The sequence below is a fragment of the Chryseobacterium sp. 6424 genome (genome assembly GCF_003692615.1).
In the GTDB taxonomy this organism is placed as follows: domain Bacteria; phylum Bacteroidota; class Bacteroidia; order Flavobacteriales; family Weeksellaceae; genus Kaistella.
This window is the reverse complement of sequence record NZ_CP023540.1, coordinates 417,347-438,943: the sequence shown is the minus strand read 5'-3', so window position 1 is coordinate 438,943 and position 21,597 is coordinate 417,347. Positions and strand designations below refer to the sequence as shown.

The 21,597-nt window shown below is 41.2% G+C and carries 33 protein-coding genes; 6 read left to right on the top strand and 27 right to left on the bottom strand.

The window, feature by feature from the left end:
- Positions 1-2: 2 nt before the first annotated feature.
- The 25 genes from secY to rpsL form a co-directional block, all read right to left on the bottom strand.
- On the bottom strand, positions 3-1,382 hold the full coding sequence (secY, locus tag CO230_RS02005; protein WP_122027070.1) for a preprotein translocase subunit SecY: 1,380 nt from the start codon (positions 1,380-1,382) through the stop codon (positions 3-5).
- Positions 1,383-1,391: 9 nt separating this feature from the next.
- Positions 1,392-1,838: a 50S ribosomal protein L15 gene (rplO, locus tag CO230_RS02000; protein WP_122027069.1), complete on the bottom strand. Its 447-nt coding sequence runs from the start codon at positions 1,836-1,838 to the stop codon at positions 1,392-1,394.
- A 111-nt stretch (positions 1,839-1,949) separates the two neighbouring features.
- Entirely contained in the window at positions 1,950-2,126 is a 177-nt protein-coding gene (gene rpmD, locus CO230_RS01995; RefSeq protein ID WP_122027068.1) for a 50S ribosomal protein L30, read from the bottom strand.
- 10 nt (positions 2,127-2,136) lie between these two features.
- On the bottom strand, positions 2,137-2,658 hold the full coding sequence (gene rpsE / locus CO230_RS01990) for a 30S ribosomal protein S5 (protein WP_122027067.1): 522 nt from the start codon (positions 2,656-2,658) through the stop codon (positions 2,137-2,139).
- A 19-nt stretch (positions 2,659-2,677) separates the two neighbouring features.
- Positions 2,678-3,025 (bottom strand): 50S ribosomal protein L18, encoded by a 348-nt coding sequence (gene rplR, locus CO230_RS01985; RefSeq protein WP_122027066.1) that lies wholly within the window; start codon positions 3,023-3,025, stop codon positions 2,678-2,680.
- Positions 3,026-3,042: 17 nt separating this feature from the next.
- Entirely contained in the window at positions 3,043-3,588 is a 546-nt protein-coding gene (gene rplF, locus CO230_RS01980; protein ID WP_122027065.1) for a 50S ribosomal protein L6, read from the bottom strand.
- Positions 3,589-3,605: 17 nt separating this feature from the next.
- The gene (gene rpsH / locus CO230_RS01975) at positions 3,606-4,004 is read right to left on the bottom strand and encodes a 30S ribosomal protein S8 (RefSeq protein ID WP_122027064.1); all 399 of its coding nucleotides are present in this window, start codon (positions 4,002-4,004) and stop codon (positions 3,606-3,608) included.
- A 147-nt stretch (positions 4,005-4,151) separates the two neighbouring features.
- Positions 4,152-4,421 (bottom strand): 30S ribosomal protein S14, encoded by a 270-nt coding sequence (gene rpsN, locus CO230_RS01970; protein ID WP_122027063.1) that lies wholly within the window; start codon positions 4,419-4,421, stop codon positions 4,152-4,154.
- A 3-nt stretch (positions 4,422-4,424) separates the two neighbouring features.
- On the bottom strand, positions 4,425-4,976 hold the full coding sequence (gene rplE / locus CO230_RS01965) for a 50S ribosomal protein L5 (RefSeq protein ID WP_122027062.1): 552 nt from the start codon (positions 4,974-4,976) through the stop codon (positions 4,425-4,427).
- 10 nt (positions 4,977-4,986) lie between these two features.
- Positions 4,987-5,313, bottom strand: a complete 327-nt coding sequence (gene rplX / locus CO230_RS01960) for a 50S ribosomal protein L24 (protein ID WP_122027061.1) — start codon at positions 5,311-5,313, stop codon at positions 4,987-4,989.
- An 18-nt stretch (positions 5,314-5,331) separates the two neighbouring features.
- The gene (gene rplN / locus CO230_RS01955) at positions 5,332-5,700 is read right to left on the bottom strand and encodes a 50S ribosomal protein L14 (protein ID WP_122027060.1); all 369 of its coding nucleotides are present in this window, start codon (positions 5,698-5,700) and stop codon (positions 5,332-5,334) included.
- Positions 5,700-5,957: a 30S ribosomal protein S17 gene (rpsQ, locus tag CO230_RS01950; protein ID WP_088263399.1), complete on the bottom strand. Its 258-nt coding sequence runs from the start codon at positions 5,955-5,957 to the stop codon at positions 5,700-5,702. Before rpsQ ends, rplN begins: the two co-directional genes overlap by 1 nt.
- A 12-nt stretch (positions 5,958-5,969) precedes the next feature.
- Positions 5,970-6,158, bottom strand: a complete 189-nt coding sequence (gene rpmC / locus CO230_RS01945) for a 50S ribosomal protein L29 (protein ID WP_122027059.1) — start codon at positions 6,156-6,158, stop codon at positions 5,970-5,972.
- A gap of 12 nt (positions 6,159-6,170) precedes the next feature.
- Entirely contained in the window at positions 6,171-6,596 is a 426-nt protein-coding gene (rplP, locus tag CO230_RS01940) for a 50S ribosomal protein L16 (protein ID WP_015806740.1), read from the bottom strand.
- Positions 6,597-6,698: 102 nt separating this feature from the next.
- Positions 6,699-7,454 (bottom strand): 30S ribosomal protein S3, encoded by a 756-nt coding sequence (gene rpsC / locus CO230_RS01935; protein WP_122027058.1) that lies wholly within the window; start codon positions 7,452-7,454, stop codon positions 6,699-6,701.
- 7 nt (positions 7,455-7,461) lie between these two features.
- Positions 7,462-7,863 carry a 50S ribosomal protein L22 gene (rplV, locus tag CO230_RS01930; protein ID WP_122027057.1) on the bottom strand — a complete coding sequence of 134 codons (402 nt, stop codon included), beginning with the start codon at positions 7,861-7,863 and terminating at the stop codon, positions 7,462-7,464.
- 2 nt (positions 7,864-7,865) lie between these two features.
- Positions 7,866-8,144, bottom strand: coding sequence for a 30S ribosomal protein S19 (gene rpsS / locus CO230_RS01925; RefSeq protein WP_088358800.1), 279 nt, complete (start codon positions 8,142-8,144; stop codon positions 7,866-7,868).
- Positions 8,145-8,146: 2 nt separating this feature from the next.
- Positions 8,147-8,968, bottom strand: a complete 822-nt coding sequence (gene rplB, locus CO230_RS01920) for a 50S ribosomal protein L2 (protein WP_122027056.1) — start codon at positions 8,966-8,968, stop codon at positions 8,147-8,149.
- Positions 8,969-9,061: 93 nt separating this feature from the next.
- Positions 9,062-9,349: a 50S ribosomal protein L23 gene (rplW, locus tag CO230_RS01915; protein WP_122027055.1), complete on the bottom strand. Its 288-nt coding sequence runs from the start codon at positions 9,347-9,349 to the stop codon at positions 9,062-9,064.
- Positions 9,350-9,352: 3 nt separating this feature from the next.
- Positions 9,353-9,982: a 50S ribosomal protein L4 gene (gene rplD, locus CO230_RS01910; protein WP_122027054.1), complete on the bottom strand. Its 630-nt coding sequence runs from the start codon at positions 9,980-9,982 to the stop codon at positions 9,353-9,355.
- Positions 9,973-10,599: a 50S ribosomal protein L3 gene (gene rplC / locus CO230_RS01905; protein ID WP_122027053.1), complete on the bottom strand. Its 627-nt coding sequence runs from the start codon at positions 10,597-10,599 to the stop codon at positions 9,973-9,975. Before rplC ends, rplD begins: the two co-directional genes overlap by 10 nt.
- A 403-nt stretch (positions 10,600-11,002) precedes the next feature.
- On the bottom strand, positions 11,003-11,308 hold the full coding sequence (rpsJ, locus tag CO230_RS01900) for a 30S ribosomal protein S10 (protein WP_031503579.1): 306 nt from the start codon (positions 11,306-11,308) through the stop codon (positions 11,003-11,005).
- A gap of 20 nt (positions 11,309-11,328) precedes the next feature.
- Positions 11,329-13,446, bottom strand: coding sequence for an elongation factor G (gene fusA, locus CO230_RS01895; protein ID WP_122027052.1), 2,118 nt, complete (start codon positions 13,444-13,446; stop codon positions 11,329-11,331).
- A 6-nt stretch (positions 13,447-13,452) separates the two neighbouring features.
- Complete coding sequence (rpsG, locus tag CO230_RS01890) at positions 13,453-13,929, bottom strand: 30S ribosomal protein S7 (RefSeq protein WP_122027051.1); 477 nt, start codon at positions 13,927-13,929, stop codon at positions 13,453-13,455.
- A 26-nt stretch (positions 13,930-13,955) separates the two neighbouring features.
- The gene (rpsL, locus tag CO230_RS01885; protein WP_031503575.1) at positions 13,956-14,369 is read right to left on the bottom strand and encodes a 30S ribosomal protein S12; all 414 of its coding nucleotides are present in this window, start codon (positions 14,367-14,369) and stop codon (positions 13,956-13,958) included.
- Between the two features lie 332 nt (positions 14,370-14,701).
- On the opposite strand from rpsL, the gene CO230_RS01880 reads away from it, so the two are divergent.
- The 4 genes from CO230_RS01880 to CO230_RS01865 all read left to right on the top strand — a co-directional run bounded on the left by CO230_RS01880 (position 14,702) and on the right by CO230_RS01865 (position 18,773).
- Complete coding sequence (locus CO230_RS01880; RefSeq protein ID WP_122027050.1) at positions 14,702-15,178, top strand: Dps family protein; 477 nt, start codon at positions 14,702-14,704, stop codon at positions 15,176-15,178.
- A gap of 89 nt (positions 15,179-15,267) precedes the next feature.
- Complete coding sequence (pncB, locus tag CO230_RS01875; protein ID WP_122027049.1) at positions 15,268-16,446, top strand: nicotinate phosphoribosyltransferase; 1,179 nt, start codon at positions 15,268-15,270, stop codon at positions 16,444-16,446.
- A gap of 62 nt (positions 16,447-16,508) precedes the next feature.
- Positions 16,509-17,993 carry a DNA recombination protein RmuC gene (gene rmuC / locus CO230_RS01870; protein WP_122027048.1) on the top strand — a complete coding sequence of 495 codons (1,485 nt, stop codon included), beginning with the start codon at positions 16,509-16,511 and terminating at the stop codon, positions 17,991-17,993.
- Positions 17,994-17,999: 6 nt separating this feature from the next.
- Positions 18,000-18,773 carry a TrmH family RNA methyltransferase gene (locus tag CO230_RS01865; RefSeq protein WP_122027047.1) on the top strand — a complete coding sequence of 258 codons (774 nt, stop codon included), beginning with the start codon at positions 18,000-18,002 and terminating at the stop codon, positions 18,771-18,773.
- 63 nt (positions 18,774-18,836) lie between these two features.
- On the opposite strand, the gene CO230_RS01860 is transcribed toward CO230_RS01865, so the two are convergent.
- The gene (locus CO230_RS01860; RefSeq protein WP_122027046.1) at positions 18,837-19,163 is read right to left on the bottom strand and encodes a hypothetical protein; all 327 of its coding nucleotides are present in this window, start codon (positions 19,161-19,163) and stop codon (positions 18,837-18,839) included.
- A gap of 181 nt (positions 19,164-19,344) precedes the next feature.
- On the opposite strand from CO230_RS01860, the gene CO230_RS01855 reads away from it, so the two are divergent.
- Positions 19,345-20,502 carry a hypothetical protein gene (locus CO230_RS01855; protein WP_122027045.1) on the top strand — a complete coding sequence of 386 codons (1,158 nt, stop codon included), beginning with the start codon at positions 19,345-19,347 and terminating at the stop codon, positions 20,500-20,502.
- Positions 20,486-21,073, top strand: coding sequence for a hypothetical protein (locus tag CO230_RS01850; RefSeq protein ID WP_228438166.1), 588 nt, complete (start codon positions 20,486-20,488; stop codon positions 21,071-21,073). Before CO230_RS01855 ends, CO230_RS01850 begins: the two co-directional genes overlap by 17 nt.
- On the opposite strand, the gene CO230_RS01845 is transcribed toward CO230_RS01850, so the two are convergent.
- On the bottom strand, positions 21,010-21,597 hold the full coding sequence (locus tag CO230_RS01845; RefSeq protein ID WP_122027044.1) for a 5-formyltetrahydrofolate cyclo-ligase: 588 nt from the start codon (positions 21,595-21,597) through the stop codon (positions 21,010-21,012). The genes CO230_RS01850 and CO230_RS01845 overlap by 64 nt on opposite strands.

Sequence of the window (21,597 nt, the reverse complement as noted above, 5' to 3'; positions counted from 1 at the left end):
AATTACAAGTTTGTTGTTCTAGACAATTTAGACTGCATCAACCCGTCATAATGGTGGTTCAGCAAATACGTATTGATCTGTTGTACCGTATCGAGGATTACCCCAACCATAATTAAAAGTGATGTACCCCCGAAGAACAGGGCAAATCTGTCCGTCTGAACAAACGCTCCGTGCACTATTGCCGGAAGGATTGCAAAGATAGCCAAAAATATTGAACCTGGCAATGTTATTTTTGACAGAATATCATCCAGATAATCAGCGGTTTCTTTTCCGGGTCTTACCTTCGGAATCAAGCCCCCGTTTCTCTTCAGGTCATCTGCCATCTGGTTTACCGGGATGGTGATCGCGGTGTAGAAGAACGAGAAGATGATAATCAATACCGCAAATAATACATTGTACTGCCAGCTGAAAACATCTTTAAAGCCTGCCAGGAATGAGTTGGACTCATCAACCTTGGTCAAAAGTCCAGGTACGAACATCAGCGCCTGCGCGAAAATGATCGGCATTACCCCCGAGGCATTTACCTTCAGTGGTATCCACTGTCGTGCTCCTTGCATCAAGTTTCGGTTTGCACCGCCACGGGCCTGCGCACGGCTTACATACTGAATAGGGATTTTTCTTACCGCCACCGAAAGGATGATTGCTAAAAGCACTACCAACATCCAGAATAGGACTTCAATTAGAATCATGATGGACCCTAATCCGCCTTTACCGGTTTGTGTAGCGACTTCCTGAATAAACGCTCCCGGAAGATCCGCAAGGATACCTACCATAATAAGGATAGAGATACCGTTACCGATTCCTTTGTCCGTAATCTTTTCACCCAACCACATTGCAAACACAGATCCTGCTACCAAAATCACGATACTTGGCAACCAGAACATAATTGACTCTGGGTGTACATAGTATGCGGAGCCAAACTGCGCATGTGGCAAGAACATCTGCGTGATGGAAGTGAGGTAAGACGGGGCCTGTACCAAACATACGGCAATGGTGAGCCATCTTGTAATTTGGTTCAATGTATTTCTGCCGCTCTCCCCATCTTTCTGCAATTTCTGCAGATAAGGAATAGCCATCCCCATCAGCTGTACGATGATGGAAGCGGAAATATAGGGCATGATACCGAGTGCCATAATGGATGCCCGGCTGAATGCACCACCTGTAAACGAAGACAGCAACCCAAGAAGACCTGCCCCTTGTCTGTTGCCACCCTGGTTCTGGTAATGTTCCAAAAGATTCCCCACCTCGGCCATGTTGATGGCGGGTAGGGAAATATAAGATGCGAATCTATACACGAGGACTAAACCTAAAGTGAAGAGTATTTTATCCCTAAGTTCCTTAAGACTCCAAATGTTTTTCAGTGTTTGTATAAATTCTTTCATTCGTATGGATTATAGAGTAATTGCTTTACCACCTGCTTTAGCGATAGCTTCTTCAGCAGATTTTGTGAATTTGTGTGCAGAAACTGAAACTCCTGTTGTCAATTCGCCTCTACCCATAATCTTCACGATTTCGCTTTTCTTAGCCAGGCCGTTTTCAACCAAGATGTCTTTGGTGATTTCTGTGATGCCTTTTGCATCTGCTAAAAGCTGAATCGTATCAATATTAATTGCTCTGTATTCCTTTCTGTTTACGTTGTTGAAACCGAATTTAGGAAGTCTTCTCTGTAAAGGCATCTGACCACCTTCGAAACCGATCTTCTGTGAGTAACCAGCTCTGGATTTTTGTCCTTTATGTCCTTTTGTAGAAGTACCGCCTTTTCCGCTACCTTGTCCTCTACCCAATCTTTTGGAGTTGTGAGTGGAGCCTGATGCCGGTCTTATGTTATTTAAATTCATTATGTTTTAGATTTTAGAGTTTAGATGTTAGATGTTAGATTAAAAATCAGACCTCGATCTTTTTAAAAAAAGCTGAAATCTGATTTCTAACTTCTAACGTCTATTTTAAAATTATTTTTGAACTTCCACTAAGTGGCTAACTGCTGCTACCATCCCCAGGATTGCCGGGCTGTCGTCATGTTCTACAACTTGGTGAAGTTTCTTCAATCCTAATGCTTCAAGCGTTCTTTTTTGGGTTTTAGTTCTACCAATAGCGCTTTTTACTTGTTTTACCTGAATCTTTGCCATTGTTTTATGATTAACCGTTAAACACTTTACTTAATGAAACACCTCTCAGTTTAGCGATATCTTCCGGCCTTCTGATGTCCAACAAAGCTTTAAAGGTAGCTTTCACTACGTTGTGCGGGTTGGATGAACCTTTAGATTTTGAAAGGATATCGTGTACCCCTGCAGACTCCAATACCGCTCTTACAGCACCACCGGCGATAAGCCCGGTACCGTGAGAAGCTGGACGAAGGAAGATATCTGCACCACCGTATCTTGCTGAAGACTGGTGAGGGATTGTATGGTTGATAACCGGAACTTTTACTAAGTTTTTCTTTGCATCTTCTACCGCTTTAGCGATTGCAGAAGCAACTTCCTTAGATTTACCAAGTCCGAAACCTACGGTACCTGCTTCGTCACCTACTACCACGATGGCAGAAAATCCGAAGGCACGGCCCCCTTTGGTTACTTTGGTTACTCTGTTCACAGCTACGAGACGATCTTTAAGTTCTAATCCTCCCGGTTTTACTTTTTCTATATTATCTAGTCCTAACATATTATCCGAAATTTATTGATTAGAATTTCAATCCGCCTTCTCTGGCTCCGTCCGCTAGGGCTTTCACTCTACCGTGGTATACGAAACCGTTTCTGTCGAACACTATATTTTCAATTCCTGCAGCTTTGGCTTTTTCAGCGATCGCTTTGCCAACTTCTGCAGAGATCTCTACTTTTGTCCCTGTAGCGTTCAGGCTTCTTGATGAAGCTGAAACTAAGGTTTTACCTTCTTTATCGTCGATGATCTGTGCGTAAATTTCTTTATTACTTTTGTAAACAGACAGACGTGGTAATTCTGAAGAGCCGGAGATTTTCCCTCTTACTCTTCTTTTAATTCTATTTCTTTTTTCTACTTTGCTAAGTGCCATTTTCTTAAGTTTTAAAATTAAGCAGATTTACCAGCTTTACGTCTAACAATTTCCCCAACGAAACGAACTCCTTTTCCTTTGTAAGGCTCTGGCTTACGGAAAGACCTGATCTTTGCCGCAACCATACCGAGAAGTTGCTTGTCGTGCGAAGTTAAAGTAATAATAGGGTTTTTACCTTTTTCAGATAAAGTTTCTACGATGATTTCCTTTGGAAGGTCCATCACGATAGCGTGAGAGAAACCTAAAGCCAGCTCTAACCTGTTACCTTGGTTGGAGGCTCTGTAACCTACCCCAACAAGTTCGAGTTTTTTGGTCCACCCTTCGGCAGTACCTTGCACCATGTTATTGATCAACGCTCTGTTCAGACCATGTAATGCTTTGTGCTGTTTAGATTCAGATGCACGGTCCAGTGTTAGCACGCCGTCTTCTTGTTTTAGCGTAATTCCTTCGGCTAACTGCTGTGTAAGTTCGCCTTTCGGGCCTTTCACAGTTACCAGACCATCTTTTTCAGTAACGGTAACATTAGCGGGAATTTCTATAATTGCTTTACCAATTCTTGACATTTTCCTTTGATTAAAAATTAATAAACATAGCAGATTACTTCTCCACCAACTTTTTCTTGTCTAGCTTTTTTATCAGTCATTACTCCTTTTGAAGTAGAGATGATAGCCACGCCCAAACCATTCAATACTCTTGGCAGTTCCTCGGAACCTTTGTACTGGCGAAGACCTGGTCTTGATGCACGCTGGATGCTTTTGATGGCAGGCTTATTGGTTTGTTTGTCGTACTTTAAAGCGATTTTGATGTTTCCCTGAACAGCGCTGTCCTCGAACTTATAGTTCAGGATGTAGCCTTGTTCAAATAAAATTTTTGTAATCTCCTTTTTGATTTTCGATGCAGGAATATCCACCACTTTGTGGCCTGCGCTTTGTGCGTTCCTTACTCTGGTTAGGAAATCTGAAATTGGATCTGTTACCATTTTTCTATTTTAATTATTGGTTTATGACAGTTAGTTTTGAAAGAGATTCAAGAACCGAGACACAAGATTCAAAACTTACATCTTGGCTCCTGATTCTTGGCTCTTGATTCTAACAATCAACTTTACTGTCTCGATTGTTCTAAATTGTTACCAACTTGCTTTTTTAACTCCTGGGATGAGGCCTTGGTTAGCCATCTCACGGAACATTACTCTGGAGATTCCGAAGGTTCTCATGTAACCTCTTGGTCTCCCGGTAAGTTTACATCTGTTGTGCAGTCTTACGGGTGAAGCGTCTTTTGGCAGCTTCTGTAATGCTTCATAATCTCCGGCTTCTTTCAAAGCTTTTCTTTTCTCAGCATATTTCGCTACGGTAGCTTCTCTTTTGCGCTCACGCGCTTTCATTGATTCTTTAGCCATTTCTTAGTTCTTTTTGAACGGTAAACCGAAGTGGGTTAATAATGATTTTGCTTCTTTGTCAGTCTTCGCAGTGGTAACGAAAGTGATGTCCATCCCTTGGATTTTTTTCACTTTGTCGATTACGATCTCTGGGAAGATAATCTGCTCGGTGATCCCGAGGTTGTAGTTTCCTCTACCATCGAAACCATCAGCTTTGATACCGTTGAAATCTCTGATACGTGGCAGGGCTGAAGAAGTAAGTCTGTCTAAGAACTCATACATTTTATCAGCTCTAAGGGTAACTCTGGCTCCTACCGGCATTCCTTTACGAAGTTTGAATGCAGCTTCGTCTTTCTTGGAAATTGTACCAACGGCTTTCTGGCCGGTGATTGCGGTAAGTTCTTCTACAGCGTAGTCTACAATTTTCTTGTCGGCGGTTGCTGCTCCTAAACCTTGCGAAAGTACGATTTTTTCTAATTTAGGCACCTGCATTACAGATTTGTACCCAAATTCTTCCATCATTGCCGGAACAATTTTCTCTTTATATATTTTCTTTGGTCTTACTGTATATTCCATCGTTGTTTATTTATAGAGTTTCGCCGGTTGACTTTGCAATTCTTACTTTTTTACCGTTTTCCACTTTTGTACCTGTTTTGGTAGCTTTACCGTTCTTGTCGATAAGTGCTACGTTGGAGATGTGGATAGAGGCTTCTTTCTCTACGATGCCGCCTTGTGGGTTACCTGCAGATGGTTTGGTATGTTTTTTCACGATATTCAACCCTGCGATGATTACTCTGGCGTCTTTCCCTTCTTTCTTAATCACTTCAATAACTTCACCTGTCTTACCTTTGATCTCTTTTCTTCCGGTGGTGATGATGACGTTATCTCCTCTTTTTATTTTAACTTTTGTCATTTTTTGTAAATTTTAAAATTAAAGTACTTCAGGAGCTAATGAAATGACTTTCATATATTCTTTATCTCTCAGTTCACGGGCAACAGGTCCGAATACGCGGGTACCTCTCATTTCGCCGTTCGCGTTTAGAAGAACGCAAGCATTGTCATCGAACTTGATGTACGAGCCATCTTTTCTGCGGACTGCTTTTTTAGTTCTTACGACAACAGCTTTGGAAACTGTTCCTTTCTTTGCGTTACCTTGTGGTGTAGAATCTTTGATAGTCACTACGATCTTATCACCAACTGAAGCATATCTTCTTCTGGTTCCTCCCAGAACTCTGATAACCAGTACTTCTTTGGCACCTGTGTTATCAGCAACTTTTAATCTTGATTCGGTTTGTAACATTACTTAGCTTTTTCAATGATTCTTACTAATCTCCATCTCTTACTTTTACTTAAAGGTCTTGTTTCAGTAATTAATACTGTATCGCCTTCAGTACACTCATTGTTCTCATCGTGAGCGGTATATTTCTTCGTCTTAAGAACGAATTTACCGTACATTGGGTGCTTTACTCTGGTTGTTTCACTTACAACAATGGTTTTTTCCATTTTATTGCTGGAAACAATTCCGATTCTCTCTTTTCTTAGATTTCTATCCATGATAAAATGAAATTCTTATTGTTGTTTTAGTGTTAGTTCAGTTTGCAGTCTCGCGATTGTTTTTCTCATATCACGGATCTGGATCGGATTTTCAATCGGGCTGATTGCGTGGGCCAGTTTCAATTTGTTAAAATCTGCCTTTACTTCAGTCAATTTGTTCTGAATATCCTCAGCGCTTAGATTTTTGATGTCAGCTTTTTTCATTTCTTTAAAAAATTATTGAGGTTGAACAAAATCGTTAGCGACTACAAACTTGGTAACTACCGGTAACTTCTGTGCAGCAAGACGCAATGCTTCTTTTGCCACTTCATAAGGAACCCCTCCAACTTCGAACATTATTTTACCCGGTTTCACTACGGATACCCAATATTCTACGGCACCTTTACCTTTACCCATACGTACTTCGGCTGGTTTCTTGGTAATAGGCTTATCCGGGAAGATTTTGATCCACAGTTGACCTTCTCTTTTCATATATCTTGTAGCAGCGATACGCGCAGCTTCAATCTGTCTTGCAGTGATCCAAGCTCCTTCTGTTGCTTTGATCCCAAAAGTTCCGTAAGCGAGTTGGTTCCCTCTCTGGGCCACTCCCTTCATCTTCATCTTGTGAACTTTACGGAATTTGGTTCTTCTTGGTTGTAACATAATCTATTAGATGTTAGATGTTAGATGTTAGATGTTAGATAATTTTAAATCAGTTCTTGTAACGGAAGTTCTAATTTCTAATTTCTTGTTTCTAACTTCTGATTAATTATTGTTATTGTTTCTTCTTGGTCTTCTGTCTCCGCCACGCTCTCCTCTGTCATTACGATCATTTCTGTCGCCTCTTCCTGCGGGGGCTTTTTTCTGCTGTCCAACCAATGGGGAAAGTTCTCTTTTACCGTAAACTTCACCTTTCATGATCCACACTTTCACGCCAAGCTTACCGTATTGGGTAAGTGCTTCACCGATATGATAATCGATATCTGCACGGAAAGTTGACAATGGGATTCTTCCGTCTTTGAAAGACTCGCTTCTTGCCATCTCCGCTCCGTTCAAACGGCCGCTGATCATTACTTTGATTCCTTCTGCACCCATTCTCATGGTAGACTGAATGGCCATTTTCACAGCTCTTCTGTAGGAAATACGGTTTTCGATTTGTTTTGCGATGCTGTCTGCAACTAATACTGCGTCAAGCTCTGGTCTTTTGATCTCGAAGATATTGATCTGGATGTCTTTATCAGTGATCTTTTTCAACTCTTCTTTCAGTTTGTCAACCTCCTGGCCGCCTTTCCCGATGATAAGTCCCGGTCTTGCAGTGGTGATTGTTACTGTAACTAATTTCAGGGTTCTTTCAATATAAATTCTTGAAATTCCACCTTTAGATAATCTTGCCTCAAGGTATCTTCTGATTTTGTAGTCTTCAGCGATTCTGTCGCCGTAGTTTTTACCACCAAACCAGTTCGAATCCCATCCTCTGATGATACCTAATCTGTTACCAATTGGATTTGTCTTCTGTCCCATACCTTGATTATTTGTTGTCTTTAGTACCTAAAATTAGCGTGATGTGGTTTGATCTCTTGCGGATTCTGTGACCACGTCCCTGTGGAGCCGGTCTCAGTCTCTTCAGTTGTCTTGCGCTGTCCACATAGATTTCTTTTACGATTAAGTTCGCTTCTTCGATGTCCGCGCCTTCGTTTTTGGTTTGCCAGTTGGCCATTGCAGAAAGAAGTACTTTTTCTAACTTGTTAGAAGCGTCTTTCTTCGAATATTTCAGGATTGACAAGGCTTTTTCAACTTCTACTCCTCTGATGATATCAGCAACTAATCTCATTTTTCTAGGAGAAGACGGGCAGTCATTATGTAACGATTTTGCCACATCCTGGTTTGCTATTTTACGTGCTAACGCACTTTCTCTTTTTCTTGATCCCATGATTATCTACCTCCTTTATTTTTGTTACCACCGTGACCTCTGAAAGATCTTGTCGGAGAAAATTCGCCTAACTTGTGACCTACCATGTTCTCTGTCACATATACTGGGATAAAGGATTTCCCGTTGTGTACTGCGATGGTTTGTCCTACGAAGTCCGGTGAGATCATTGATGCTCTGGACCAAGTTTTAATTACTGTCTTTTTATTGGCTTCTATATTTGCCTGAACCTTCTTATCTAAAGTATGATGAATGAAAGGTCCTTTCTTAAGTGATCTTGCCATGATTATTTTCTTTTAGATACGATAAATCGGTTAGACGCCTTGTTTTTCTTTCTTGTTTTGTAGCCTTTGGATGGTTTACCGTTTCTAGATCTTGGGTGACCACCAGATGAACGTCCTTCACCACCTCCCATTGGGTGATCTACTGGGTTCATTACGACCGGTCTTGTTCTAGGTCTTCTGCCTAACCATCTGCTTCTACCTGCTTTACCAGAAACAGTAAGCTGGTGATCGCCGTTAGATACAGATCCGATCATGGCCATACACTCAGTAAGAATCATTCTTGATTCTCCTGAAGGCAATTTCACGATTGCATATTTACCGTCTCTTGAAGTTAACTGAGCGGAAGATCCTGCGCTTCTTGCCATGATGGCGCCTTGGCCTGGTCTAAGCTCGATGCAAGATACTACTGTACCTAAAGGAATGTTCTTCAGCTTCATTGCGTTACCAACGTTAGGTTCAGCAGTTTCCGCAGAGATCACTTTTTGGTCTACTTTGATTCCGTTTGGAGCGATGATGTATCTCTTCTCTCCGTCTGCGTACTCTAAAAGAGCGATGAACGCAGTTCTGTTCGGATCGTATTCCACAGTTTTTACCGTAGCTTCAACATTGAATTTGTTTCTCTTGAAGTCGATAATTCTGTATTTTTGTTTGTGTCCACCGCCGGTGTAACGCATGGTCATTTTACCAGTGTTGTTACGACCACCTGACTTTTTAATACCAACGGTCAGAGATTTCTCTGGCTTGTTGGTAGTAATTTCCTCAAAGTTGTTTACAACTCTGAATCTCTGTCCCGGGGTGATAGGTTTTAATTTTCTAACAGACATTACTATTATTTATAATTATTAATTTGCTTTAAGCTCTATGCTTTAAGCAATAAGCCCCAAGCAAATTGCTTAAAGCTTATCGCGTATTGCTTTTTATACTGCGAAGATATCGATCACCTCTCCTTCTGCAAGAGAAACAACTGCTTTCTTCAATTTGTTGGTTTTCCCAACCTGCAATCCTTTTTTAGTGTATTTAGAAGAAACTTTAGGAGCGTAAATCATGGTTCTTACGTCCGCCACTTTCACACCGTAAGCTTGCTCTACCGCATTTTTGATTTGGATTTTATTCGCCTTCGTGTTAACGAAGAAAGAATAAGCACCTCTCAAATCTGTAAGGTAATTTGCTTTTTCTGAAATGATTGGTTTAATGATAACTGACATGATTTATTTTCTTAAGTTTTCCTGAAATTTCTCGATAGCACCTTCTAAAAATACAATCTCACCTGCATGTACCAAATCGTAAGAGCTGATCTCGTTATAAGTCAAAACTTTAGTTTTTGGTAAGTTTCTTGAAGATAAGTATACATTCTTGTTAGCTTCAGGCAAGATATACAATGATTTTTTACCTTCGAAACCTAGTGCGTTGTTCAAGTTGATAAATTCTTTAGTTTTTGGAGCATCGAAGTTGAATGCTTCAAGAACTTTAATAGAATTATCTCTCATTTTTTGAGAAAGCACAGATTTTTTAGCTAATCTCTTCAAAGCTTTGTTCAGTTTGAAACGGTAGTCTCTTGGTTTAGGACCAAAAACTCTACCTCCACCTTTGAAAGTTGGGGACTTGATGTCACCATATCTCGCAGATCCGGATCCTTTCTGTTTCTTAAGCTTTCTTGTAGAAGCAGTGATTTCGCTTCTTTCTTTTGATTTATGTGTACCCTGACGCTGAGCGGCAAGATATTGCTTCACTTCTAAGTAAACCGCGTGCTGGTTAGGCTCAATGCCGAAGATTGCTTCGTCTAGCTCAACTGTTCTTCCGGTTTCTTTTCCTGATGTATTGAATACTACTAGTTCCATTTTCTGATAATTACATAAGAATTTTTTGCTCCCGGAACAGCACCTTTTACTACTAAAAGATTTTGCTCTTGATCTACTTTTAACACCTGAAGGTTTTGTACAGTAACCTGCTTACCACCCATTCTTCCAGCCATACGCATTCCTTTGAATACTCTTGACGGATCTGATCCTGCACCGATGGAACCTGGGGCTCTCAATCTGTTGTGCTGACCATGAGTTGCCTGCATTACCCCACCGAAGTTGTGCCTTTTAACAACCCCTTGGAAACCTTTACCTTTTGAAGTACCTGTTACGTCAACGAATTCACCTTCTGCGAACAAATCAACTTTTACTTCGTCTCCTACGTTTAATTTGTCTACGAATTCATGATAGAATTCAACCAATTTAGCTTTAGGAGTAGAACCTGCCTTTTTGAAGTGGCCGGCTAACGCTTTACCAACGTTCTTTTCACTCTTGTCATCGAAACCAAGCTGAGCAGATTTGTACCCATCTTTTTCTACGGTTCTGACCTGTAAAACCGAGCAAGGACCAGCCTGAATAACGGTACACGGCATATTTTTGCCGTTCTCGTCGAACAGGGAAGTCATCCCGATTTTTTTACCAATAATACCTGACATTATTTATATATATTATATGTGTTCACGGTGATCAACACAGGGCGAGGTGATTTCTACGTTTGAAATAGGCATACTTCTTCCCTAAATTGAGTGTGCAAATTTATGAATAATTTCTGAACTGACAAGTATTACCCTGAAAATATTTTGAAAATGAGCAGGTTGTACAATCAAGCGAATGCAATTAAACCTAGCTGCTAAAACTTCGCGGATCGATTAGACGCATTGGCTATGATGGATGTTTCTAATAATATCATTGATGTACCTCCTGGGAAAATGATGTAAGATTACCTTTTGAGAGGAATAAATAAAAATTCCCTCTTCATGCGAAAAGGGAATTTCTATCATAGCAAAGTGGCTTCTGGTTGATAGCTGATAGCGATTGGCTAAAAGCAAGCCGCCAAAATCACACTTTAATTTCTACGTCAACTCCTGAAGGAAGCTCTAATTTCATAAGGGCATCAACAGTTTTGGAAGATGAGGAGTAGATATCCATCAGTCTCTTATGAGCTGAAAGCTGGAACTGCTCTCTGGCCTTCTTGTTTACGTGTGGAGAACGAAGAACGGTGAAGATTCTTTTGTTCGTTGGCAAAGGGATCGGCCCGTTTACTACAGCGCCTGTTGCTTTTACCGTTCTCACGATTTTCTCAGCAGACTTATCTACCAAATTGTAATCGTAAGATTTTAATTTTATTCTGATTCTTTGTGACATTTTAATCTAAATTTAAATAATTAACCTCTCGCTTTTTCGATTACAGATTCAGCAACGTTTTGTGGAGCTGCTTCATACTTTTCGAATTCCATTGAAGATGTAGCTCTACCAGAAGATAAAGTTCTTAAGGAAGTTACGTATCCGAACATTTCAGAAAGAGGAACGAAGGCTTTGATAACTTTCGCGTTGTTTCTGTCGTCCATACCGTTAACAGTACCTCTTCTACGGTTAAGGTCACCTACGATGTCACCCATATATTCTTCCGGAGTTACAACCTCCAGCTTCATAATAGGCTCCATGATAACAGGCTTCGCTTTTTTACCAGCTTCTTTGAAGCCCATCTTAGCAGCAAGTTCGAAGGAAAGTTGGTCAGAGTCTACCGCGTGGAAAGATCCGTCTTTAAGTACAACTTTAATTCCGTCAATCTCAAATCCTGCTAAAGGACCGTTTTTCATCGCTTCTTTGAATCCTTTTTCAACTGAAGGGATAAATTCTTTCGGAATGTTACCACCTTTAATTTCGTTTACGAATTCAAGACCAGATTTTCCGTCTTCTGTTGGACCCAGTTCAAATACGATGTCCGCGAATTTACCACGACCACCAGACTGCTTTTTATAAACTTCTCTGTGGTTGGTAGTAGTTGTAAGGTTTTCTTTGTATTCAACCTGTGGCTGCCCTTGGTTTACCTCTACCTTAAACTCTCTTCTCATACGGTCCACAATGATATCGAGGTGAAGTTCCCCCATACCGGAGATGATCGTCTGCCCTGAAGCTTCGTCAGTTTTCACGGTGAAAGTAGGATCTTCTTCAGCCAGTTTAGCCAAAGCGTTACCCATTTTATCCTGGTCAGCCTTAGTTTTAGGCTCTACAGCGATACCAATTACCGGATCTGGGAACACCATAGATTCTAGAATAATTGGGTTCTTCTCATCACAAAGTGTATCACCGGTTTTGATATCTTTAAAACCTACAGCCGCACCAATATCTCCAGCCTCGATGAACTCGATTGGCTCTTGCTTGTTCGCGTGCATCTGGAAGATACGGGAGATTCTTTCGCGGTTGTTTGTTCTTGTATTAAGGATATATGAACCTGCATCAAGACGTCCTGAATAAGCTCTGAAAAATGCCAGGCGACCTACAAATGGGTCTGTAGCGATTTTAAATGCCAGTGCAGAGAAAGGTTCAGCTACTGAAGGTTTTCTGGAAATCGGCTCATCAGTTTTAGGATCAGTACCATTGATCGCTTCTTTATCCATTGGAGAAGGAAGGTAACGGCAAACCGCATCTAGCATGAACTGTACACCTTTGTTTTTGAATGAAGAACCACAAGTCATCGGGATGATGCTCATATCCAGTGTTGCAGCTCTAAGCGCGGCGTGGATTTCTTCTTCAGTGATGGAGTTTTCGTCCTCCATGAATTTCTCAAGAAGGTTTTCGTCATACGCAGCGATCTCTTCGATCAACTGAGCTCTGAACTGCTTTACTTCGTCAGCCATTTCAGCAGGGATGTCTACGATATCAAAAGTAGATCCGTGATTTTCATCATGCCAAACCATTGCACGGTTTTTCACGAGGTCTACCACACCTTTGAAATCTGCTTCATCACCGATTGGAAGAACAATTGGAACTGCGTTAGAACCAAGCATTTCTTTTACTTGCTTACATACGTTCAGGAAGTCAGCTCCCTGACGGTCCATCTTGTTCACGAAGCCCATACGAGCTACGTTGTAGTTATCAGCAAGTCTCCAGTTCGTTTCAGACTGAGGCTCTACGCCGTCTACTGCAGAGAAAAGGAATACAAGACCATCTAATACTCTAAGAGAACGGTTTACCTCAACGGTAAAGTCAACGTGTCCCGGTGTATCGATGATATTAAAGTGATAGTTTTTTGCATCCGGAAGTGCTTTACCTTGCTCAGTAGGGAATTTCCAGTCTACAGTTACTGCTGCAGATGTAATGGTAATCCCTCTTTCAGCTTCCTGCTCCATCCAGTCGGTAGTTGCACCGCCTTCGTGAGTTTCACCGATTTTGTGGTTTTTTCCGGAATAAAATAGAATTCTTTCTGTCGTGGTGGTTTTCCCCGCATCAATGTGAGCAGCGATACCAATATTTCTTGTAAGGGTAAGATCTCTTGCCATTTCAGATTAGAATTTAAAGTGTGAAAATGCTTTGTTTGCTTCAGCCATTCTGTGAGTGTCTGTTTTCTTTTTGTAAGCAGCACCTTCTTCTTTTGCAGCAGCGATAACTTCAGCAGCCAATTTCTGAGCCATTGATTTATCGTTTCTAGCTTTAGAATATTTGATTAACCACTTCATCGCCATAGAGATTTTTCTGTCAGCACGAATTGGCATTGGGATCTGGAAGTTAGCACCACCGATTCTGCGTGAACGTACTTCTACGTGTGGCATTACGTTGGTAAGGGCATCTTTCCAGATTTCAAGAGAAGTTTTTTCGTTCTCTCCTTTTTTGCTTTCTACGATATCTAATGCATCATAGAATATTTTGAATGCGATTGACTTTTTACCGTCAAGCATCAGGTTGTTCACAAATCTAGTTACCAGTTGATCATTAAACTTAGGATCCGGTAACAACGGTCTTTTTTTCGCTTTCGTCTTTCTCATTGTTTCGTTTCTTTAAAATTTAATGATTACTTTTTCTTGCCTTTTGCAGGTGCAGCAGCTGCCTGACCTGGCTTAGGTCTCTTAGCTCCGTACTTGGATCTTCTCTGAGTTCTTCCGTTTACTCCTGCAGTATCCAAAGCTCCACGAACAATGTGATAACGTACTCCCGGTAGGTCTTTCACCCTCCCTCCGCGTACCAATACTATCGAGTGCTCCTGAAGATTGTGTCCTTCGCCCGGGATATAAGCGTTGACTTCTTTCCCGTTAGAAAGTCTTACCCTTGCAACTTTTCTAAGTGCAGAGTTAGGTTTCTTCGGGGTGGTAGTATATACTCTTGTACATACACCTCGTCTTTGTGGACAGGAATCAAGGGCAGCCGATTTACTCTTCTTGGTAAGTGCGACTCTTCCTTTTCTAACTAATTGTTGAATAGTAGGCATTTAATTGCTTTTTATTTTAGGGTGCAAAAGTAGGGATAAATTTCAAACCTGCAAACAGAAATCCTAAAATCAACTGCTTTTTTAACTGTCAATCATCAAGATAGCTGTTTATTACGCGGTAAAAAGCAATAGTTCCATCGATTGTTGTGTATATTTATATTAAGTCATTCATCATCTTGGTAAAAACTTAAGTTTTTTTATTTATGAATATGTGGAAACCCTTTTAAGCTGGAATCATGGTATAACATAAATCCAAGCCGTATAGTTGCATCTGTATACACCCATTTTGAAAGCTGCACGGTGTTTGCTACCTTTGTATAAAAGTAAACATTATGAATAACGCTAAAATTATTGGTCTACAGGAAACCGACTGCCAATCCATCGCTGAAAAGCTAAACGAACTTTTGGCCAACTACTCGGTATTTTACCAGAACACCCGCGGGGCACACTGGAATATCAAAGGAAACGATTTCTTTACCCTTCACCCAAAATTCGAGGAACTATATAACAACCTCGTCCTTAAGATTGATGAGATTGCAGAAAGAATCCTTACTTTAGGCGCTGTCCCGAACCATAACTATTCCGATTATCTGGCCGTCTCTACCATTAAAGAAAGCCGTGAAGTCTCTGATGGCAACAAATGTGTGGAAAACATTCTGGCCTCATTCAAAATCGTAATTGATCTGCAGCGCGACCTGCTCGAAATAACCGAAAAGGCCGGCGACGAGGGAACCAATTCGCAGATGAGCGACTATATCACCGAGCAGGAAAAAGAAGTATGGATGTACAACTCTTACCTCGGGAAATAATTCTCTTTAAAAACTTAATACGAATCGCCTTCCCTGAGGGCGATTTTTTATTGGCGAAATCTCTACATTTGTTTTAATATATATAAGGTATGACAGAGGTCCGCTTAAGATCAATTCTGGATAATGATTTTTACAAAATCACCATGCAAAATGCCGTGGTAAAACTCTTCCCCAACGAACGGGTTAAGTACCAGTTCATCAACCGCGGAAACCATTTCTTCCCCGAAAACTTTGCTGAAGAATTGCGCAAGTCTGTCCACGCAATGGCTGATTTAAAACTAACGAAAGCTGAAAAGGAATATTTGCGCCTCACCTGCCCTTATCTGGATCTTCCCTACCTTGATTTTCTCGCCGGCTACCAGTACGATCCGGCAGAAGTACAGATCCGGCAAGCCGGTAATGACTTGGAAGTAACCGTGGAAGGCGAATGGTATCGCACCATCCTTTGGGAAGTCCCTCTACTGGCACTGATTTCTGAACTGCATTACCAGATGAATAACTTTGAACGCGAGCCGGATGAAACAATCATACAGAAAACTCATCAAAAAGCCGAGGAACTGCATCGTCTCGGTGTAAATTTCGCGGAGTTCGGCACCCGCAGAAGACATTCCTACAAAGTGCACGATCTGGTGATGGAAGCGCTTATCCAAAGTAAAACCACCAAATTCATTGGTTCATCAAATATACATTTCGCGATGAAGTATGGCGTAAAGCCGATTGGCACCCACGCACACGAATGGTTCATGTTCCACGCCGCCGAATACGGTTTCAAAATGGCCAACGCACTTTCGCTGGAGCATTGGGTGGATGTGTATCGTGGCGACCTGGGAGTAGCGCTTTCCGACACTTACACCACAGAAGTCTTCTTTCAGCAGTTTGATAAAAAATTCGCCAAACTTTTTGATGGCGTTCGGCATGACAGCGGAGATCCCATCGAATTTGCCGAAAAAACCATTGCCCATTACCATAAAAACGGTGTAAACCCTTTGTTTAAATACATCATATTTTCTGATGGATTGAATATGGAAAAAGTAACCGAAATCACCGCTGCATGTCGCGGAAAAATCGGGATTTCTTTCGGGATCGGGACCAACCTTACCAACGATGTCGGTGTAAAACCGATGAATATTGTGATGAAACTTACCGCTGCCAGATCCATCACCGGCGACTGGATCCCCACAGTAAAACTTTCAGACGAGCCTGGCAAACACACCGGTGACCCTAAAATGATCGAACTTGCTAAGGAATTCTTGAGGATTAAAGAATAAACATCCTCGACTTCATTATTGATTGATGTCAAAATAATCTTTTTTCTTCCTACTTTTGAAAAATGGAAATCACCACGCTACTTATCGGACTTATACTCGGGGCTATTTTGGGTGCCGCGTTGTTGTATTTCATTGTAAAATCCGCGCACGTTTCGCGTCAGCTTTATGATGAACTCAACAATAATTTCATTCGCAATACTGCAGATTTACAAAACCATGCCAACAGAATAAATGAGCTGGAGGCCCTTATTGAACAGGAAAGATCTGCAAACCGCCAGCAAAACGAAATCCTGAATCAGCAACGGCAAGACTTTTCACGAATTACTGCCGAACACGCCACATTGCAAAACCAGTCGCAGGAACAGAAAGAAAATCATCAGCGCCAACTGTCGCAGATCGAGAGCCTGCAAATAGAAAAGCAGGACCTTTTTGCTAAGAATGCCGAACTTACGGCCATCAATGAAAACCTGCAGCAATCGCTGAAAAATCAGCGGGAAGAAATAGAAAAAATTCAGGAAATGGCGAAGAATGAATTTAAAAATCTGGCCAACGAAATTTTAGAGGAAAAATCTAAAAAATTCACTGAGGCAAACCGTGAAAACCTCGATACTTTATTGAAGCCCTTAGGTGAAAACCTTGAAACCTTTAAAAAACGGGTAAACGAGGTTTATGACAATGAAGCCCGCGAGCGATTTTCACTAAACAATACCATCAAACTGATGATGGAGCAGACCACCAAAGTAAGCCAGGAAGCCAACAACCTGGCGACCGCACTGAAAGGGCAAACCAAAACGCAAGGTAACTGGGGTGAGATGATCTTGGAAAGAATTTTGGAAGATTCGGGGCTTTGCAAAGACCGCGAATATTTCTCGCAATATAATATCAAGACCGAATCTGGCGAAAACCAAAGGCCCGACTTTGTACTAAAACTTCCCGGAAACCAGATTGTTATCATCGATTCAAAAGTTTCGCTGAATGCCTATGAACGTATGTGTTCCGCCGAAACCGAAGATGACCGGAAACATAATCTTGGCCTGCACATCGCAGCCATCAAAAAACATATTGACACGCTGGCGCTGAAACGGTACGATAACCTGAAGGAAGCGCTGGATTTCACGATCATGTTTATTCCGGTAGAGCCTGCGTTCCTCACCGCCGTGCAATACGACCAGCAACTCTGGAACTACGCGTATCATAAACATGTCATCCTGCTGAGTCCGACTAACCTGATTGCCTATTTAAAATTGATTTCCGACGTTTGGAAACGTGCCGACCAGAACCAGAATGCCGAAGAAATTGCACGCCAAGCCGCGGCACTGTACGATAAGTTTGAAGGTTTCGTGTCAGACCTGCTAAATGTGGGGAAGAAAATGGAAAGCGCCAAACAAGATTACGAAAGTGCCATGAAAAAACTATCTACCGGAAACGGCAATTTGGTAAGGTCCGCGGAAAAACTTAAGCGGTTGGGAGTAAAATCAAAGAAAAATCTCCCCGCACAATTGTTGGAAAGAGCCAATACCGAAGATGCTGAGCATGAAAACCCATAAGCCAAAATGATTGAAAGTTTACAGAACGATAAAATAAAACACCTTTCCCGGCTACTTACCGATAACCGTTTTAGAAAAAAATCGGGCACTTTCGCGGTAGAAGGAAAACAAGAAAACCAACGTGCGTTACATTTTGGCTATGAACCTTTAGAATTCTTCATTTGTGAAGATCTTTATCAAGATGGAATCCCGGATGCAAAAACCCTCTTCATCAGCGAGAAAGTGTATGATAAAATCGCCTACCGCGGCACCTCTGAAGGAATCATCGGCATATATAAAACCAAAGCGCATACGCTAAACACACTTATTTTAAAGGATAATGCTACTGTAATTATCGTTGAAAGTGTCGAGAAACCCGGAAACCTAGGCGCCATTCTGCGTAGCTGCGAAGCATTTGGTATAGATGCGTTGGTGATAACAGACCCAAAAGTCGATTTCTATAACCCAAATGTCATTCGCTCGAGCGTTGGGTGCTTATTCGGGATGGCTGTGTACCAGTGTGACAATGCGTTGCTCGCAGAATTTCTTACTGAACAGCAAGTAGAAATATTCACCACAAAGATGTCAAATGATGCGACAGACCTTTATAAAAATAATTTTACAGGAAAATCTGCATTGATTTTTGGCACCGAACATTCCGGCATCAGTGATTTTTGGGTAGGGAAAGGTAAAAATGTATTGATACCTATGGTGGGCACCATCGACTCACTTAACTTAAGCAATGCGGTGGCTATTAGCTGTTACGAGATCTTACGACAAAAATCATCGGCTAACGATTGATGATTAAAATAAAAAAAACCGTTTCTCTGGGAGAAACGGCTTTGTGTTGTAAGATATTACTAATTACTTAGTAGCATTTTTTACATCGTTAGCAGCACCAGCAGCAGCGTCAGCAGCACCTTTTGCAGCATCACCTGCAGTACCAGCAGCATCTTTAGCAGCATCAGCACCAGCAGCAGTAGTAGCAGAAGCAGCATCAGCAGCAGCATCTACAGTTACAGCAGCAGCAGAATCAACAACAGCAGCAGCAGAATCAGCTACAACAGCAGCAGAATCAGCAAGAGCAGCAGTTGCAGAATCAGAAGCGTTAGCAGTTTCTACAGTTTCAGATTTGTTACAAGCTACAAGAGCTAAAGCAGCGATACCAGCTACGAATAATGACTTTTTCATAATAATTAAAAATTAATTGTTTTGTTGTTTTAAAATTTAGTTGTCCGTATTTCATCAATTCGAACAGGACAAAGGTATGGCAGCAGGAAAATTTGTGTCAGAAAATTAATTGTAATATCTTTGTAAAACAGTTTTACAAATATCAACTACTGATTATCAGTACTTTAATAAAAATCAGCAATTGAGCGATTTAGATTTATTACACTTTGAACAGCTTAAAAAAGAGGTTCAGAAGCAGTATCTGGCGACCCACACCCCCTCTTTCGATGACATTTCGAAATGGAAAGGCATCGATATCATCTACTTTCAGGAAGATCTGCGGAAAAAAGCCAAGGGAAACATCAGCGAAAAAACCTTTTATACTTATTTCAAAAACTCGCCGGTGACTAAGCTCCCGCGCATCGACATGCTCAATATCCTGTCTGTTTATGCAGGTTACGTGTCATGGTACGATTTTAAAAAGAATCACCTTTTCGCAGATGAGATTTTACTGGATGCAGAAGAATCATCAAACAACCCTGCGGTTGAACAGACACTTGAACCCTTGCTTGAAAAAAATGATAAAATAGCTGTAACGGAGGTCGAAAATCCCACAGAAAGGCAAATTCACGAAGCCGAAAAAGCCGTTTTACAAAATACAAACACTGATAATCAATCAATTAATCAAAACAACGGCACTTTATCCACTTACGATCTCCCAGAGAAAAAAACCACTGTTTCTTTACTGACAAAATATCTCTGGTTGGGTATTTCGGCAGTGCTTGCCATTTTAGTCGGTCTGCTTATTTTCAAGGATGAACTATTTAGCAAAAAATATTACTACAGCTTTATTGATGCCGACCGAAACTCGAAAATCAATGCCGAGCTACAGGTACAGATACTGAAGGAAAACGAATCGCCGATACTGTATGTCGCCAAGCCAAACGAACCCTTTGTTTATACCACAAAATCAAAGAACCTCACCATGGTAGTGTCTTCGCCTTATTACAGGACCGATACCATACAAAGAAATCTTGAAACCGCGCCCGAAGCCGAAAACATTGAGTTGAAACCCAATGATTACGCGATCATGCTTTTCTACTACTCAAAATCCATTACCGACCTGAAGAAAAAAAGGGAGCGCCTTAATTATCTCATCAGCCACAATGCCCTAATCTATCAGGTGTTCGATAATGAGTTTTATGGTGTTGAAACTATGGATAAACAACGTTATATAAATTTGGTAACTTTACCTTCCACTTCGCTTGAAAACTTAGAAGTGATTGATACACAAACTGATAAAACCGGGAAAATAATGATGATCAAATTTAAAATTGCCAATAATGAAAAAAATAAATAAGCCGTTCGCCACATTTCTTTTCGTTTGCGTACTGATCTTTGGAGCCTGTACACAGGACAAACCCGAAATGTCTGACCTCGAAAAAATACGGAATAACAACAATAAATCTTCGTACCCTGTCAATAAAATGGATAGCGCCCAAGCCATAGCGCAGATTACGAAACAGAAAATACAGGAGTTACTTGATCTTTCCACGCTTTACACCTCAGGAAACCGCGATACAGAAATCGATTCGGTAATCTATTCCCAAATGAAAAGCTACTTCATTGAAGATGATTCGGCAAAGCTACAGCGCATCCTACAAGAGTTGGACAGCTTTAATGTAAACGCAGCCAAAGTGGGGAATATAGCAGTCTCTAAAGTAGTTGTGGGCAGCGATACACTTGATTTCGCCAAATTTGCAGTTGAATATTTTGACGAAGCGAACCGTTCTATCGGGATTTTCGAACGAAACGCGCAATATGTTTTAAAACCGTCGCCAGTGAAATTCAAGAAAGAATTCAAGTTCTATTTCGTGAATTTCGATGGTTTGCCGGTGAAAGACAGCACATCTGTAGGCGTTACGAGGTAATCTAACGGAATGTCATTTTCCCACACGTCATCGATTTTTTCATTTGGCGGAAAGAAATTCAACCCGATTTTCTTTACTTCGGGATTGATTTCGGCAAAGAAACGGTCGTAGAAACCTTTGCCGTAACCTACTCTGTTGCCGAGATGATCGGCGTAAAGCAACGGCACGATCACATAGTCGAACCGAACCGCCTCGTTTGCCATATTACTTTCCGGCTCCGGAATTCCCCATTGATTGGGAACAAGCCGTGTTTCGGGCAAAAGTTCGATGGAATCCATCTTCCCGTCAACTACTTTCGGAACGAAGATATGGCACTGGCATTTTTGAAAATATTCAATGAACAGTTGCGTCTGAACCTCGTTTTTGCCGGTTGCCGTAAGGAAACAATGAATATTCTGACCTTTTTCAAGCTGAAAAAACCTGCTGAAGTTTTCAAAAATAAGCAGAGACAACGTACCGATCTCTTCCGCTGAAAGCGATTCGCGTTTTTGCCTATAAATTTTTCTGATTTCAGTTTTGGTCAT